Origin of the sequence: Streptomyces sp. NPDC050508 (genome assembly GCF_040655155.1) — a bacterium.
Taxonomy (GTDB): domain Bacteria; phylum Actinomycetota; class Actinomycetes; order Streptomycetales; family Streptomycetaceae; genus Streptomyces.
On sequence record NZ_JBFAJJ010000001.1, the window covers coordinates 681,878 to 695,881 of the forward strand.

Sequence of the window (14,004 nt, forward strand, 5' to 3'; positions counted from 1 at the left end):
GGCACCTCTTCGAACCGATCGGTTCGTGATCGGTTCGTATCGAGCGGAAGGATGCACACAATGCGGAACACCGCGCGCTGGGCAGCGACTCTGGGTCTGACGGCCACCGCCGTCTGCGGGCCCCTGACCGGCACCGCCCTCGCAGCCCACGGCGCCAGCCCGTCCGCGCTCTACGCCCCGTCGGCCCTGGTGCTGACCATGGGCCACGGGAACGACGCCGCCGTCACCACACCGGAACGCGCGGTGACCCTCACCTGCGCGCCGACCGCCTCGGGCACCCATCCCGCCGCCGACCGGGCCTGCGCCGAACTGCGCGGCATCGGGGGCGACTTCGACGCCCTGACGGCCCGGGACGACGTGCTCTGCAACAAGCTCTACCACCCCGTCGTCGTCACCATCGACGGTGTCTGGCAGGGCAGACGCGTCTCCTACGAGCGCGTCTTCTCCAACGAGTGCGTGAAGGACTCCTACGGATACGGAGGCGTCTTCACGTTCTGAGAGACCGGGATCGCACGGTCTCCGTGAGCAACAGGGAGGGTCCGTAGCTGGGGAGTGCGTACCCCTGTCGCGGAGTACTGCGGTCCCGCACCAGGGGTCGGCCGGGCGGTGTGGGGTCGCCCGTGCCGGCCCCTGTCGTCATTGCGGCCTCTCGTCGTGCGAGGGCAGCACGCGGAGCGGCGGGAAGCGGCCGAACAGTCCCGAGGCACGCAACAGCCGGTCGATGCGCGGCCCGTCGGAGACGATCCGCAGCCGCCCGCCGCGCTCCCTGGCCCGCCGCTCGGCCCGGCACAGGACGCGTAACCCCGAGCAGTCGAAGAACTCGACGGGCCGCAGATCCACCAGCACGTCGGGCTCCTCGACCGCGGTGGCGGCGTCCAGGTGATCGATGACCAGATCGGCGGTCGCCATGTCGATCTCCCCCGAGACCTCGACCACCGTGAAGGGGCCGCTCGACCGCGTACGGGCACAGGAGTTGGCCGCGGGACTGTCGCGTTCGTCCGCTTCCGCTGTCATGGCCGCTCCACCTCGGCACGGGACGCATTCGGTCTCGGTAGTTACCCCGGAGGGGCCCCGAGCATCCCTGATACGCCGTCCGCAAGATCTGGTTCACTCGACATGGTGAATTTCGGTTCGGAAGGTTGACTTCCGTTCAGTTGTCGCCAGACGGAACGCTCAGCCGACACTTCAGGGAAGAGAAGAGGGGCCGCCGTCTCCCTGCGGACGGCGACCCCTCGGTCTGTGCGGCTCAGGCTCGGGCGAACCCGGTCACATGTGGACGACCGGCGCCGCGTCCGCTTCCTGCTGCGGAACCCCGCGACGGTAGAGCACGAACGCGATCAGCGTGCCCGCGGCGAAGAAACCGGCCGACCACCAGAACGCGGTGGTGTAGCTCTCGATCGTCGCCTGCGCCTGGACCAGCTTGCTGGACGCGTCCTTCCCGGCCAGGTAGTCGGTCGCGGCGCTCGCGGCCAGCGTGTTCAGCAGCGCCGTACCGATCGAACCGCCCACCTGCTGCATGGCGTTGACCGTCGCGGAGGCGACGCCCGCGTCCTCGGCGGCCACACCGCTCGTGGCGAGCTGCATCGCCGGCGGCATCACCATGCCGAGACCCGCGCCGATCACGATCAGCTGCGGCAGGACGTGGGTCGCGTAGGACGAGCTGGTTCCGATGCCGGTCAGCCAGGCCATGCCGACCATGGCGATGGCGAAGCCCAGCGGAATGACGACCTTCGGGCCGAGGCGCGGCACGAGCATCGTGGTGCCGATCTGCGCCATCACCATCAGGGCGCCGATCATCGGCAGGAACGCGACACCGGTCTTGGTCGGGCTGAAGCCCAGGTTCAGCTGCAGGTAGTAGGTCAGGAAGAGGAACACACCGAACATGCCCGCACCGGTGATCAGCACGGCGAGGAACGAGGCGCCCCGGTTGCGGTCGAGCAGGATACGCAGCGGCAGCAGCGGGTGCGCGGCACGGTTCTGCCACCACGCGAAGGCCGCCAGCAGCACACCGCCCGCGATCAGGAAGCCCCAGGTCTGCGGCGAACTCCAGTCGTGCGTCTCGGCGTTGGAGAAGCCGTAGACGAGGGAGAACAGACCACCGGCGACCAGTACCGTGCCCGGTACGTCCAGCTTGGAGCCCGCGGCGTCGCGGTGGTTGCTGAGCAGGACCCAGCCGCCGGCGAAGGCGACGAAGGCGATGGCGACGTTGACGTAGAGCGTCCAGCGCCAGTCGAAGGCGTCGGTCAGCACACCGCCGAGCAGCAGCCCCACCGCACCACCGGCGCCGGCGATGGCGCCGTAGACGCTGAAGGCCCTGGCGCGCTCACGGGCGTCCGTGAACGTCGTGTTGAGCAGGGAGAGCGCGGCCGGCGCGAGGAGTGCGCCCGCGACACCCTGGAGGGCGCGTGCGGTGACCAGCATCTCGAAGCTGGTGGCGGCGCCGCCGAGTGCGGAGGCGGCGGCGAATCCGACGACACCGGCGAGGAAGGCGGTCTTGCGGCCGAACAGGTCGGCGATCCGGCCGCCGAGCAGCAGCAGGGAGGCGAAGGCCAGGGCGTACGCGGTGACGATCCACTGCCGGTTGCCGTCGGAGAAGCCGAGGTCCTTCTGGGCCGACGGGAGGGCGATGTTCACGATGGTGGCGTCGAGGACCACCATCAACTGAGCGACGGCGACGATCGCGAGGATCCACCACCGCTTGGAGGAGGGCGCGGACTGCGCCTCTCCGGCACCCGACCGGGTGTCTTCGGTCAATGTCTTCTGGGACATCGGGAACCACTCCAGGGAAGTCGTTCGGGGTTTACCAAAACGTAAACGAAACGGTTTCGTACACATGGAGACTAGAGCACTCGCAGCGAAACGGCAACGTTTCGCTGAGGATGGGGAGCAGGCGTGCGCAGTGGCATGTTCGAGGCCGATGGGGCCGGGCTGTACTACGAGGTGCGAGGCACCGGCCCGGCGCTGCTCATGATCAGCGGGGCAGGGGGAGACGCCGGCTACTACTCCGGCATCGCCGAGGCCCTCTCCGACGCTTTCATGGTGATCTCCTACGACCGGCGCGGCAACTCGCGCAGCACGGGCCGGTCCCGGACCCCGATGGAACTCACCGTGCAGGCGGCCGACGCCCGCGCGCTCATCGACGGACTGGCCGACGGGCGGGCGCTGGTGTTCGGCAACAGCGGGGGCGCGATCATCGGCCTCACGCTGGCCGCGCTGCACCCGGAGGCGATGGCGGGCCTGATCGCTCACGAACCGCCCGCCGTGAACGTCCTGCCCGACGGCGACCCGGGGCGCGGCTTCTTCGCCGAACTGGCCGCACTGTACGAGCAGGGCGGGGCACCCGCGGCCGGTCGCCGGTTCGCGGAGACGACACGCGGCGAGGGGACGTACCGCTGGCCCGCCGACCTCTGGAAGCGGTTCATCGGCAACCAGGACCACCTCTTCGGCACGGAGTGGCCCGGCTTCGCCGCCTTCCGGCCCGACGAGACCGCGCTCAAGTCGGCCCCGTTTCCCGTGGTGTTGGGCGCGGGCGCGGAGGACCGCGGTACGTACTACGCCCGGCCGTCGATCGAGATCGCCCGCAGGATCGGGGTGCCGTGGGTCGAATTCCCCGGCATCCACATGGAGGTCCTGCGCAACCCGGATCAATTCGCGGCGGCGGTACGGGTGTTGGCGACCCAGATGCACAGCAGCGCGGGCGAGGTGCCGGAGCTGTGGCAGGGCGCCGTTCAGTGAGGCCCGAGCAACTCCGCGACCAACACCCGCCGCAGCCACACCCGATAGGCGTCCCGTGTCCAACCCCGGTGCCTGCGCAGGAGTTGATGCATGTGCGGTGAGGCGAGGGCGTAGAGCGTGTCGGCGGCGGTGTGCGCGTCGAGGCCCGGGCGGAGGGCTCCGCGCTCCTCAAGTGCCGTGGCCAGAGCGAGATGTACCCCGTACGTGGCCTCGGCACCGGCATCCGCGGACGCCCGCATGTCAGGGTCGGCGCCGGCCGCCTCGACGGTCCCCATGATCAGGTCACCGGCGCGCTCCAGCAGGTCGGTCGTCTGGTCGACGGCACGGCCGATCGCGCGCTCGGGGTCGGGCTCGTCCCGAATCGCCAGAGTCTCGGGGCGGTCCGGGACGGCGACCGGTTCCTCGTCACCGGCGAGCGTGACGCCCAGGGTGTGCCCGAACAGTGCGGCCTTGGTGGGGAACGCGTCGTACAGCGTGCGCTCACCGACACCGGCCGGCGCCGCCACCTCCTTCATTCGCGTGCCCGTGTACCCGTTCTCTGTGAAGAGGTGGGCGGCTGCTTCTCGGATGCGGGTGCGGGTCGTCCTCGCCGGAATCCACCACGTGAAGATGCCCGTCACCGACCTCGACCGCTCACGGCACTGGTACGGCCGCGTCCTCGGCTTCAAGGTCACGCATGAGTTCCAGGATGCGGACGGAGTCGTGCGCGGCGTGGCGGGGGAGGTCCCGGGGCTCGGCGACTCGATGCTCTGCCTGCGTGTCAACTCCCAGGCGGCACAAGGCTGTCAGAGCTTCGACCCGGTCAGCTTCGCGGTCCGGGACCGCGCCGACATCGAGGCCTCGATCGGCTGGCTCCTGGTGTTCAACGACCCGGACGGCCTCGATCTGCATCTGTACAGCTGGGCGGCGCACGGGGTGGATCACGGGGGTGTCGCGGGGTACGGCCGTCCGGTCTCCTGAGCACTGAGCATGCCTTGACCGGCATATAACCGCCGAGGCATATTGGAGTCATGTCCGACGCCTCGCTCTGGACCGCCCTCGCCGATCCCCACCGGCGGGCCATCGTGGGCCTGCTCCTGGAGCGGCCCCGGCCCGTCGGCGAGATCGTGGAGGCATGCGGTCTGAGCCAGCCCAGCACGTCGAAGCATCTGCGGGTACTGCGGGACGCGGGCCTGGTCCGGGTACGGCAGGACGCACAGCGCCGCGTCTACGCCCTCGACCCGGCCCCGATCGCCGAACTCGACGCCTGGCTCGCTCCCTACCGCGAGCTGTGGAACCGCAGCCTGGACGCACTGGGCCGCCGCCTCGACGAGACGTCGGACGACGACGACACCTCGCAACCCACCCCGAAGGACTGATCCGCCATGTCCGTCGATCTCACCGGCACGTACCTGACCCTGGACGACGGCCGCCCCGCCGTCCGATTCAGCCGCACCTACGACCAACCCCTCGACCGGGTCTGGCAGTTCGTGACCGACCCGGACGAACTCGCCCAGTGGTTCCCCTCACGCGCCGAGTTCGACCTGCGTCCCGGCGGCACGGTCACCTTCAGCGGCGACCCCAACATGCCGGAGTCGACCGGCCGGGTCGTCGCCGTCGACGCGCCCCGGCACCTCTCCTTCGAATGGGGCGGCGACGAGCTGCACTTCGACCTGGAGGAGGTCGAGGAGAAGCGCACCACTTTCACGCTCACCCACATCCTGAGCGCCGCGAACACCGCGTCCCGCAACGGCGCCGGCTGGGAGGTCTGTCTCGCCGCCCTGGACGCGAAGGCCCGCGGCGAGCGCGTCGAGGGACCGCATACCGGTGCCGATGTGCCCTGGAAGGCGTTCTACGACGGCTACTTGGCGGCCGGGATCCCCTCCGGCGCGCCCGTGCCGGGCATGGACTGACCCATCACACCGACAGCTGAGCCGTCACGCCATCTGCCGCCGTACCAGCTCGTGCAGACGGCCGCCCGTGTCCGCCAACAGCTGGGCGGGCGGGCCCTGTTGGGCGACCTTGCCGTCCTCCATGACGATGACGCGGTCCGCGTCCAGCACCGTCGACAGGCGGTGCGCGATGACGATCCGGGTCGCGTTGAGGGCCTTGGTGCTCTCGATCACCGTGCGCTGGGTCTCGTTGTCCAGGGCGCTGGTCGCCTCGTCGAAGAAGAGAATGCGCGGTCGGCGGATCAACGCCTGCGCGATCATGAGGCGTTGACGCTGACCGCCCGACACCGCGCCACTGCCCGCGACGATGGTGTGCAGGCCCATCGGCATCCGCTTGATGTCCTCGGCGAGCCCCGCCATCTCGGCCGCCGCCATCGCCTCCTCCGGCGTGAACGGCTCGGTGCCGCAGATGACGTCCAGGATGGAACCGGTGAACGGCTGCGCGTGCTGGAGCACGACACCGCACTGCCGCCGTACCGCGGACTGGTCGAGGGCGCCGAGGTCCTGGCCGTCGTAGAGGACGCTGCCGGAGACCGGTTTGTCGAAGCCTATGAGAAGGCGCAGGAGGGTGGACTTGCCGCAGCCGCTGGGGCCGACGATCGCCACGAACTCGCCCGCTCGGACATTGAAGGACACGTCGTCGAGGACGAGGGGGCCGTCGTCGGCGTAGCGGAAGGAGACCCGGCGGGCCTCGATCGCGCCGGACAACTGGCCGGGGCGGGTGCTCGCGGTGCGGACCTCCGGGGCCGCGTCCAGGACCGGCCTGATCTCCTCGAAGAGGGGGAGTGCGGACACCGCGGAGACGAAGGCGCCGGTCAGGCTGGTGACGGAGGTCAGGAGCATCGTCACCGAGGTGTTGAAGGTGAGGAAGGAGGCCGCCGACATCGAGCCGCGCGCCGGGCCCGCGAGGAGCATGAACATCAGCAGGGTGCAGACCGGCAGGTACACCGCTCCCATGACCGTGGTGAGGTTCTTGATCCGGCCGACCCGCTGCTGCAACTCGCGGCTGCGGGCGAACTCGGAGGCCCAGGCCGCGTAGGCGTAGTTCTCGGCCGCCGCGACCCGCAGTTTCGGCAGACCGCGCAGAGTCTGGAACGCCTGGTTGTTCAGCTTGTTGCTGAGCACGACCAGCTTGCGCTGCCAGCGCACCTGCCACAGGCCGAGGCCCAGGAACACGGCCGCGATCACGACGAGCATGCCGATCGCCGCGAGCGCCATCGAGGGGCTGTACCAGAACAGCAGCCCCAGGTTCATCGCGCCGACCGTCACCGACTGGGCGACCACCGGGCCAACTCCCGCCAGCAGACGGCGGATCGAGCTGATGCCCATCGCCGCGCTCGCGAGTTCGCCTGTGGAGCGTTCGGTGAAGAACTTCGTCGGGAGTCTCAACAGCCGGTCCCAGACGGCCGGTTGGAGCGTGGCCTCGATGCGGCCCTCCAGGCGGAGGATGGTGAGGTTCTCCAGCAGCATGAAGGCCGCCGCCACCACACTGGTGATCATCACGGCCAGACAGACCTGGACGATCAAGTTCGTCTGCGCCTTCGGCACGAACTCGCCGAGCACCTTGCCCGTCGCGATCGGCACCAACGCCCCGATCACCACCGTCACCAGCCCGCTGATCAGCAGGTTCGACAGATCGCTGCCGGTGCCCTGCATGCTGAAGCGCATCAGCCCGAGCGGGCTGAGTCGGCGCTCGGGCAGCGGGCGGTAGAACATCACCGCGCGCGGCTCGAACTCCTCCGCGTTCGCCTTCTCGATCGGGGTCTCGCGCCCGGTCGCCGGATGGACGGCGACGTAGCCGCCGCGCCGCCACAGCAGTGCGACCGGCGCCCCCGACAACGCCCGATGGCCCACCAGCGGGCCGACGTTGTCGCGCCACCAGCGCCCGTCGAGCCGTACGGCGCGCACCCGGACCCGGGAGGCGAGGGCGATGCGCTCGACCGGGTCGAGGCGGTCGCTCTCGCTGCCGCTCTGCGCGGGTTCGGCGAGGGTGATGCCCGCTGCCTCGGCGACCAACTTGCAGGCCGCGTACGACGCGTCGGCGTCGGCGGCCGTCGTGCGCCGGGCCGACGACTTGCCGATCGACGCCAGCAGCGTCCGGTCCGCCTGGGCGCGCACCGCCTCACCGGCCTTGATACCGGCGGCGGTTCGCGTCTCGTGGGTGCGCTCCAGCTGCTCGATCCACTTGTCCAGCGTGGACAGCAGCCGGTACTGCTGGTCGACCATGCCCTGCCAGACACCCGGATCCATCAGCAGATCGGCCGCCGCCTCCGCGCCGTACATCGAGCCGTACTGCACGCTGCCCGGCGGGACTTGCATCCAGAAGACGTCGTCGTCGGTGAGCGCGGCGGCCCGTTCGGTGGCCATCGGTGCCTGGAAGAGGATGGAGAGGCCGCGGCCGACGCCGAGGGCGAGGGCGTATTCGAGCGGGCTCGAAGTCGGCGGCACGTACTGGGGGTTGCCGTACTCGTCGTACGACCAGGTCTGGGTGTCCGCGGCCTGGTACAGCTCGCGCAGGTTGATGCGGTGCACCACGCAGTCCCGCAACGGGCGTGCCACCAGCGTGTGTTGGGGTCCGGTGACCGGACCGAGCAGCAGCGAGCCCGCTTCCAGTCGGCCGAGGTGGTGCCAGTGCCCCTGCTGTACGGCGTCGACCGCGAAGAGGTCGATGGCGCCCGACGCGACGAGCCACAGCACCTGCGGGCCTTCGAGGTCGAGGCGGTTGAATCCGGCGCAGTCGATCGGCGTGCCCAGGGATCCCAGCGCACCGAGGACCAGGTCACCCTCGTGAACGGACGTCATCTCACCGCTCCTTGACCAGCGTGGCGTACGCGCCGCCGGCCGCAACCAGGGCGTCGTGCCGCCCGCGTTCCACGATCGTCCCGTGTTCGAGGACGACGATCTCGTCGCTGTCCCGCACGGTGCTGAGCCGGTGTGCGATCACCACGCAGGCGCAGCCGCGCTTGCGCAGGTTGTCCATCACGATCAGCTCGGTCTCCGCGTCCAGGGCGCTCGTCACCTCGTCGAGCACGAGGATGCTGGGCCTGCGCACCAACGCCCGTGCGATCTCCAGGCGTTGACGCTGACCGCCGGAGAAGTTGCGCCCGTCCTGCTCGACCCGGCTGTGGATGCCGCCGGGGCGTCGCATGACCACGTCGTACAGGGCCGCGTCCCGCAGGGCGTCCTCCACGGCGTCGTCCGGGATCGACGGGTCCCACAGCGCCACGTTGTCGCGGACCGAGCCCTCGAAGAGGAACACGTCCTGGTCGACGAAGGACACGGAGGCGGCGAGCGCGCCGCGCGGGATGTCCTCCAGGCGGTGGTTGTCGATGCGGATCACGCCCTCCCAGGGCGTGTAGAGGCCCGAAATCAGCCTGGAGACCGTGGACTTGCCGCTGCCGGAGCCGCCGACCAGCGCCACCTGCTGACCCGGGCCGACCGTCAGGTCGAAGCCGGTGAGCAGCGGCTTGTCGAGCGGGCTGTAGCCGAAGGTGATGTTCTCCAGCTCGACGTGGCCTTGCAGCCGGCGGGTCGAATCGGCGCCGCCGGCACGGGAGTAGAGGGGATCGGCCTGGAAGTTCTCGACGTCCTTGAGACGGGCCACGTCGGCCGCGAAGTCCTGGATGCGGCCCGCGACGCCGTTGAGCCGGGTGATCGGCGCGGTGAAGCGGGTGACCAGGGACTGGAAGGCGACCAGCAGACCGACCGAGATGCCCCCCTCCACGGCTCGCATGCCACCGATCCACAGGATCAGCGCGCTGTTGAGCGAGGCGAGTGTCGGCGCGACCACGCCCAGCCAGGCGCTCGGCACCCCGAGCCGCTGCTGTTCCTCCAGGGTGGTGGCGTGCTGTCCGGCCCACTTGCGGAAGTAGCCGTCCTCGCCGCCGGTCGCCTTCATCGTCTCGATCAACTGGAGCCCGGTGTATGCCGTGTTGGTGAGCCGGGCGCTGTCGGCACGGAGCTTGGCGGTACGGGTCGCGCGCAGCCGGATGACGACCCGCATCGCCACCACGTTCAGCAGGGCAACACATATGCCCACGTAGGTCAGTTGGGGGTCGTACGAGTAGAGCAGGAACGCGTAGAGCACCACGACCACCGCGTCCACGCCCGCTGCCGAGAGGTCGCGGGCCAGGGTCTCGGCGACGGCGTCGTTCGACTGGAGGCGCTGCACCAGGTCGGCCGGGCTCCGCTGGGAGAAGAACGTCACCGGCAGCCGCAGCAGATGGCGCAGGAAGCGAGCGCTGGAGAGAGTGGAGGAGATGATGCGGCCGTGCAGCAGGTTCGCCTGTTGCAGCCAGGTCAGCGCCAGCGTGAGCAGGACGCAGGTGCCCATCGACGCGAACAGGACGCCCAGCAGGGACGTCTGACCACCTATCAGAAACATGTCGATGTAGGTCCGGCTGAGCGCGGGCATCGCCGCACCGACCAGGACCAGCAGCAGGCTCGCGAGAACGGCGGCGGGCATCGTGCCCGCGGTACCGCGCAGCCGGGCCGGCATCGCGCCGAGGACGCCAGGCTTGCGCCCGCCCTTCTCGAAACCGTCGCCAGGTTCCATGACGAGGACGACACCGGTGAAGCTGGAGTCGAAGTCCTCCATGGGCACGAACCGGCGGCCTTTTCCTGGGTCGTTGATGTACACCCCGCGCCGGCCGAAGCGGCGCCCCATGCCGTCGTAGACGACATAGTGGTTGAACTCCCAGAACAGGACCGCAGGGGACCGCACTTCGGCGAGGGCGGCCGTGTCCATCTGCATGCCCTTGGCCGTCAGGCCGTAACTGCGCGCCGCCTTCAGCAGGTTGCTGGCGCGTGAGCCGTCGCGGGAGACACCGCAGGCGATGCGCAGTTCCTCCAGCGGGATGTGGCGGCCGTAGTGGCCGAGCACCATCGCGAGTGAGGCGGCACCGCACTCGACGGCCTCCATCTGGAGCACGGTGGGTGAACGGACCGTCTTCACACGGCCCTTGGGGACCGGGCGCTTCGGCGGCGCGGAACGGCGCCGCGAACGGGTGTCCTGTGCGGGGCTCACGGCAGCAGCCAATCGAGGGGACGCTGATCGGCCAGCCGGATCGAGGCCGAGGCCATGGTCATGGAGGTGAGGGCGAACGGCGGCCCGTCCTGGGACGACCACTTGAGCCCGCTCTTCGTCCCCTTCGACTTGTCGAGCTTCACCAGCACGGCCACCGGCCTGCCCTTCTTGGTGAACTGCTCGCCCAGTTGGCTGTCCCCGAGGAACGCGGCGATCGACTGCGCCGACTCGGCGGACCGGTCCACCGCCTTCACATGGCCGCGCAGCACGCCGTACGTCTGCGTCGGAACCGAGGAGACGGTCAGGTCGACGGCTGCGTTCGCGGGAATGGAGGCCGCGTTCTCGGCAGGCACGTACACCGTCGCGTACAGCGGGTCGGTGGCGCGGGCGACCTTCTCCACGGCGGCGACGTTCGCGCCGGTCTGGATGATCTGGCCGATGGTGGCGGCGAGCGCGGTGATCCGGCCCGCGGCGACCGTGCGCACGACGGCGTCGCCGGCGCTCGTACGGACCTTCAGGACAGGGGAGTTGGCGGGCAGCCGTTCCCCTTCCTGCGCGAGGACGGCGGTGACCTGTCCGGCCACGGGACTCTGCAGGATGTAACTGCCCTCCCCGTGCGTGAGGATGGCGGACGCCCCGACCGTGGACGCCACGGAACCGGTGACCGCCCACACGGAAGCGGCGGCCACCACGACCACCGTCACGGAGAGCACGAGCCAGCCCTGCGGACGCGCGAAGCGCACCGGAAGATCGAGCTCTTCGGGCGACTGGAGCTTGGCGAGGGCCTGTTGGCGGAACTGCACGGAACTTCCCTCACCTAGGGGAGAGATCTTTTACGGCATCCAAGAGTCCCGGAGCCGGGAAACGGCTCCGGGACTCAGTGGAACAAGACGCGATCAGAGACCGGAGACCAGGTTCGTGACCGGGGAAACGCTCAGGCCGGTGACACCCTCGACGGTGCCGACGACCGTGTCGACCAGGCCGGAGACCGGGGCGATGCCGTCCACAACACCGGTGACGGTGCTGAGGGCGTTCAGGGACAGGCCGCCGGAGACGTTGTCGAGCTCGGCGTCGGAGATCTCGACGGTCTGAACCTGGGGGGTGGAGTTCATGGGGGAACTTCCCTTCATATGGATATTCACAAGGGGGAGCGGCCCCCTCTGGGGACAGACGATGGCCGCGACCGCAGGCGCCGGGCGCCGTTTCCGGAGCCCTCGTGGCTCCTGCGGTGCGATGGATCAAAGCACGCTGCGGGTGGGCGCAGCCAATCAAACTCCCGCCTCACCAGGGCACTTGAGCCTCACGCACCTCGAACCGTGCAGGCGTGGGCACGAGGTGTCGGCGAGTTCTTCACATGCGCCACGGCATCGCTCCGTGGGAAGGGTTGCCGGGCGGAACCGGAATCCGGCACTCCCTACCAAAGGCGTCCCGGGGGGCGTGTGCATGTGCAGATCTGCCGAACCTGGTGACTTCGTTGGGTACGCGCTGTGCAGATTCCCTGAAGTGAGGATTCCGCCCGCTGTTCTCGACGGACCGTTGCCGACCGATCGCGTTCCGTGTCGGTCCGGGACTGTGCCGGGAGTGCGCGAACGGGGCCGGTGCGTGGGCAGGTTCGGCCGACACCGGTTCGATCAAGACATACGACCGCCCGGCGCGCGCCCGACGGACACGGACCGCCACGCCGTCGGCACTGGCCCGCAGCCACCTCGTACCCCCGTCGGGTCAGGGGCGGCACATGGCCGATTCCCGTTTTTGTAAAGGAAGTTGGGAAACGGAATTGAACGCCCCACGTGACACGTGCGTATCAACGGGCATCCAGGCGCCCCCCCATAAGCCGCCACCCGGCGGCACAGACCCCGGTCCCCAGGAGGTCGAGAAGTTTGAGTCACAAGCGAATTCCGAAGCGCAAGGTCGTGATAGCCGTCGGAGGTGTCGCGGCTCTCGGAGCGGCGGCCATCCTGCTGCCGAACGCCAACGCGTCCCAGGACAACTCGGCAGGCGCCGCCACCCCCAAGACCCTCAAGGCGACGGGCGCCTCCGACCTCTCCTCGCAGATCGCCGGACTGCTGGGTGACGCCTTCGCCGGGTCCTACTACGACAGCGCCACGCAGCAGCTCGTCGTCAACGTGATCTCGGGCGACAACAACAACGTGGTCGTGCAGGCCGAGAAGGCCGGCGCCAAGGTGCGCGAGGTGCAGAACAGCACCGCCGAACTCACCGCCGCCGCAAAGGTGTTGAAGACCAAGGCAACCGTCCCCGGCACCGCCTGGTCGGTCGACCCGAAGACCAACAAGATCCAGGTCCTCGCGGACAGCACCGTCACGGGCACCAAGTGGGACACCGTGCTGTCGACGGTCAAGAGCCTCGGCACCAGCATGGCCACCGTCAAGAAGACCGCCGGGTCCTTCAAGACGCTGGTCTCGGGCGGCGACGCCATCTTCGCCCAGACCGCCCAGGGCGGCGTGCGCTGCTCCCTCGGCTTCAACGTCACCGCGAGCGACGGCACCCCCGCCTTCCTGACCGCCGGACACTGCGGCGTCGCGGCGAAGCAGTGGTCCGACTCGCAGGACGGCGCTCCGATCGCCACCGTCGACCAGGCCACCTTCCCGGGCAACGACTTCTCCCTCGTGAAGTACGACGACCCGGCCACGCAGACCACGAGCGACGTCAACGTCGGCAACGGCCAGACCGTCCAGATCACCCAGGCCGAGGACGCCACGGTCGGCACGCAGGTCTTCCGGATGGGCTCCACCACCGGTCTGCACGACGGCTCGGTCACCGGGCTCGACGCGACCGTCAACTTCCAGAGCGAGACCGACCCGAACGGTGTCGACACCGTCAACGGCCTCATCCAGACGGACGTCTGCGCCGAGGCGGGCGACAGCGGCGGCTCGCTCTTCACCCAGGACGGCGGCGCGGTCGGCCTCACCTCCGGCGGCAGCGGCGACTGCACCGCCGGCGGCGAGACCTTCTTCCAGCCGGTCACCGCCGCGCTCACGGCGACCGGGGCCACTCTCGGTGACGCCGGCGCGGGTGCCGGTGCGGGCGACACCGCCACGGCGGACCCGTCGGCGACCGCCGCGGACCCGTCCGCCACCGATGGCACGGGCGACCAGTCCGGAGCCGTGGACCCGAGCGCGACCGACGGCACCGGTGACCAGTCCGGCGTTGTCGACCCGTCCGCGACCGACGCCACGGGCACCGGCGCGGACCAGAGCGGCACCGGCCAGAACACCGGCACCGGGGCCAACGACGGTTCGTCGCTCACCTCGAACCACTGATCCGACCCCTTCCTTCAGGTCGGCGGTGGAT

Annotated in this window: 13 protein-coding genes; 6 read left to right on the forward strand and 7 right to left on the reverse strand. The window is 69.8% G+C overall.

The window, feature by feature from the left end; all coding sequences use genetic code 11:
• Positions 1 to 60 precede the first annotated feature (60 nt).
• Entirely contained in the window at positions 61 to 498 is a 438-nt protein-coding gene (locus AB0I69_RS03085; RefSeq protein WP_363093746.1) for a protease inhibitor, read from the forward strand.
• Between the two features lie 138 nt (positions 499 to 636).
• On the opposite strand, the gene AB0I69_RS03090 is transcribed toward AB0I69_RS03085, so the two are convergent.
• Both AB0I69_RS03090 and AB0I69_RS03095 read right to left on the reverse strand, forming a co-directional pair.
• The gene (locus AB0I69_RS03090; protein WP_363093747.1) at positions 637 to 1,014 is read right to left on the reverse strand and encodes an STAS domain-containing protein; all 378 of its coding nucleotides are present in this window, start codon (positions 1,012 to 1,014) and stop codon (positions 637 to 639) included.
• Positions 1,015 to 1,266: 252 nt separating this feature from the next.
• Complete coding sequence (locus tag AB0I69_RS03095; protein ID WP_363093748.1) at positions 1,267 to 2,769, reverse strand: MFS transporter; 1,503 nt, start codon at positions 2,767 to 2,769, stop codon at positions 1,267 to 1,269.
• Between the two features lie 123 nt (positions 2,770 to 2,892).
• On the opposite strand from AB0I69_RS03095, the gene AB0I69_RS03100 reads away from it, so the two are divergent.
• Positions 2,893 to 3,735 carry an alpha/beta hydrolase gene (locus tag AB0I69_RS03100; RefSeq protein WP_363093749.1) on the forward strand — a complete coding sequence of 281 codons (843 nt, stop codon included), beginning with the start codon at positions 2,893 to 2,895 and terminating at the stop codon, positions 3,733 to 3,735.
• Here AB0I69_RS03100 and AB0I69_RS03105 read toward each other — a convergent pair.
• On the reverse strand, positions 3,729 to 4,250 hold the full coding sequence (locus tag AB0I69_RS03105) for a TetR family transcriptional regulator (protein WP_363093750.1): 522 nt from the start codon (positions 4,248 to 4,250) through the stop codon (positions 3,729 to 3,731). The two genes, AB0I69_RS03100 and AB0I69_RS03105, sit on opposite strands and share 7 nt — an antisense overlap.
• 52 nt (positions 4,251 to 4,302) lie before the next feature.
• Here AB0I69_RS03105 and AB0I69_RS03110 point away from each other — a divergent pair, with 52 nt between their 5' ends.
• The 3 genes from AB0I69_RS03110 to AB0I69_RS03120 are packed head-to-tail and all read left to right on the forward strand — an operon-like array spanning position 4,303 to position 5,627.
• Positions 4,303 to 4,695 carry a VOC family protein gene (locus AB0I69_RS03110; protein ID WP_363093751.1) on the forward strand — a complete coding sequence of 131 codons (393 nt, stop codon included), beginning with the start codon at positions 4,303 to 4,305 and terminating at the stop codon, positions 4,693 to 4,695.
• A 50-nt stretch (positions 4,696 to 4,745) separates the two neighbouring features.
• Positions 4,746 to 5,093, forward strand: coding sequence for a metalloregulator ArsR/SmtB family transcription factor (locus tag AB0I69_RS03115; protein ID WP_363093752.1), 348 nt, complete (start codon positions 4,746 to 4,748; stop codon positions 5,091 to 5,093).
• Between the two features lie 6 nt (positions 5,094 to 5,099).
• On the forward strand, positions 5,100 to 5,627 hold the full coding sequence (locus tag AB0I69_RS03120; protein WP_363093753.1) for an SRPBCC family protein: 528 nt from the start codon (positions 5,100 to 5,102) through the stop codon (positions 5,625 to 5,627).
• A gap of 24 nt (positions 5,628 to 5,651) precedes the next feature.
• Here the strand turns inward: AB0I69_RS03120 and AB0I69_RS03125 are convergent, their stop codons facing one another.
• The 4 genes from AB0I69_RS03125 to AB0I69_RS03140 form a co-directional block, all read right to left on the reverse strand.
• Positions 5,652 to 8,468 carry an NHLP bacteriocin export ABC transporter permease/ATPase subunit gene (locus tag AB0I69_RS03125; protein WP_363093754.1) on the reverse strand — a complete coding sequence of 939 codons (2,817 nt, stop codon included), beginning with the start codon at positions 8,466 to 8,468 and terminating at the stop codon, positions 5,652 to 5,654.
• A 1-nt stretch (position 8,469) separates the two neighbouring features.
• Positions 8,470 to 10,692 (reverse strand): NHLP family bacteriocin export ABC transporter peptidase/permease/ATPase subunit, encoded by a 2,223-nt coding sequence (locus AB0I69_RS03130; protein ID WP_363093755.1) that lies wholly within the window; start codon positions 10,690 to 10,692, stop codon positions 8,470 to 8,472.
• Complete coding sequence (locus AB0I69_RS03135; protein WP_363093756.1) at positions 10,689 to 11,495, reverse strand: HlyD family efflux transporter periplasmic adaptor subunit; 807 nt, start codon at positions 11,493 to 11,495, stop codon at positions 10,689 to 10,691. The genes AB0I69_RS03130 and AB0I69_RS03135 overlap by 4 nt, the downstream gene beginning before the upstream one ends.
• Before the next feature lie 93 nt (positions 11,496 to 11,588).
• Positions 11,589 to 11,804 carry a type A2 lantipeptide gene (locus AB0I69_RS03140; protein ID WP_317885217.1) on the reverse strand — a complete coding sequence of 72 codons (216 nt, stop codon included), beginning with the start codon at positions 11,802 to 11,804 and terminating at the stop codon, positions 11,589 to 11,591.
• Positions 11,805 to 12,572: 768 nt separating this feature from the next.
• Between AB0I69_RS03140 and AB0I69_RS03145 the strand changes: the two genes are divergently transcribed.
• Entirely contained in the window at positions 12,573 to 13,973 is a 1,401-nt protein-coding gene (locus AB0I69_RS03145; protein ID WP_363093757.1) for a S1 family peptidase, read from the forward strand.
• Positions 13,974 to 14,004: the final 31 nt, after the last annotated feature.

What these genes read in the sequence shown, in the direction of transcription:
- AB0I69_RS03095 (WP_363093748.1), bottom strand. Translation starts at nt 2,769, where the DNA reads ATGTCCCAGAAGACATTGACCGAAGACACCCGGTCGGGTGCCGGAGAG.
- AB0I69_RS03105 (WP_363093750.1), bottom strand. Translation starts at nt 4,250, where the DNA reads ATGAAGGAGGTGGCGGCGCCGGCCGGTGTCGGTGAGCGCACGCTGTAC.
- AB0I69_RS03115 (WP_363093752.1), top strand. Translation starts at nt 4,746, where the DNA reads ATGTCCGACGCCTCGCTCTGGACCGCCCTCGCCGATCCCCACCGGCGG.
- AB0I69_RS03110 (WP_363093751.1), top strand. Translation starts at nt 4,303, where the DNA reads ATGCGGGTGCGGGTCGTCCTCGCCGGAATCCACCACGTGAAGATGCCC.
- AB0I69_RS03140 (WP_317885217.1), bottom strand. Translation starts at nt 11,804, where the DNA reads ATGAACTCCACCCCCCAGGTTCAGACCGTCGAGATCTCCGACGCCGAG.
- AB0I69_RS03085 (WP_363093746.1), top strand. Translation starts at nt 61, where the DNA reads ATGCGGAACACCGCGCGCTGGGCAGCGACTCTGGGTCTGACGGCCACC.
- AB0I69_RS03090 (WP_363093747.1), bottom strand. Translation starts at nt 1,014, where the DNA reads ATGACAGCGGAAGCGGACGAACGCGACAGTCCCGCGGCCAACTCCTGT.
- AB0I69_RS03125 (WP_363093754.1), bottom strand. Translation starts at nt 8,468, where the DNA reads ATGACGTCCGTTCACGAGGGTGACCTGGTCCTCGGTGCGCTGGGATCC.
- AB0I69_RS03120 (WP_363093753.1), top strand. Translation starts at nt 5,100, where the DNA reads ATGTCCGTCGATCTCACCGGCACGTACCTGACCCTGGACGACGGCCGC.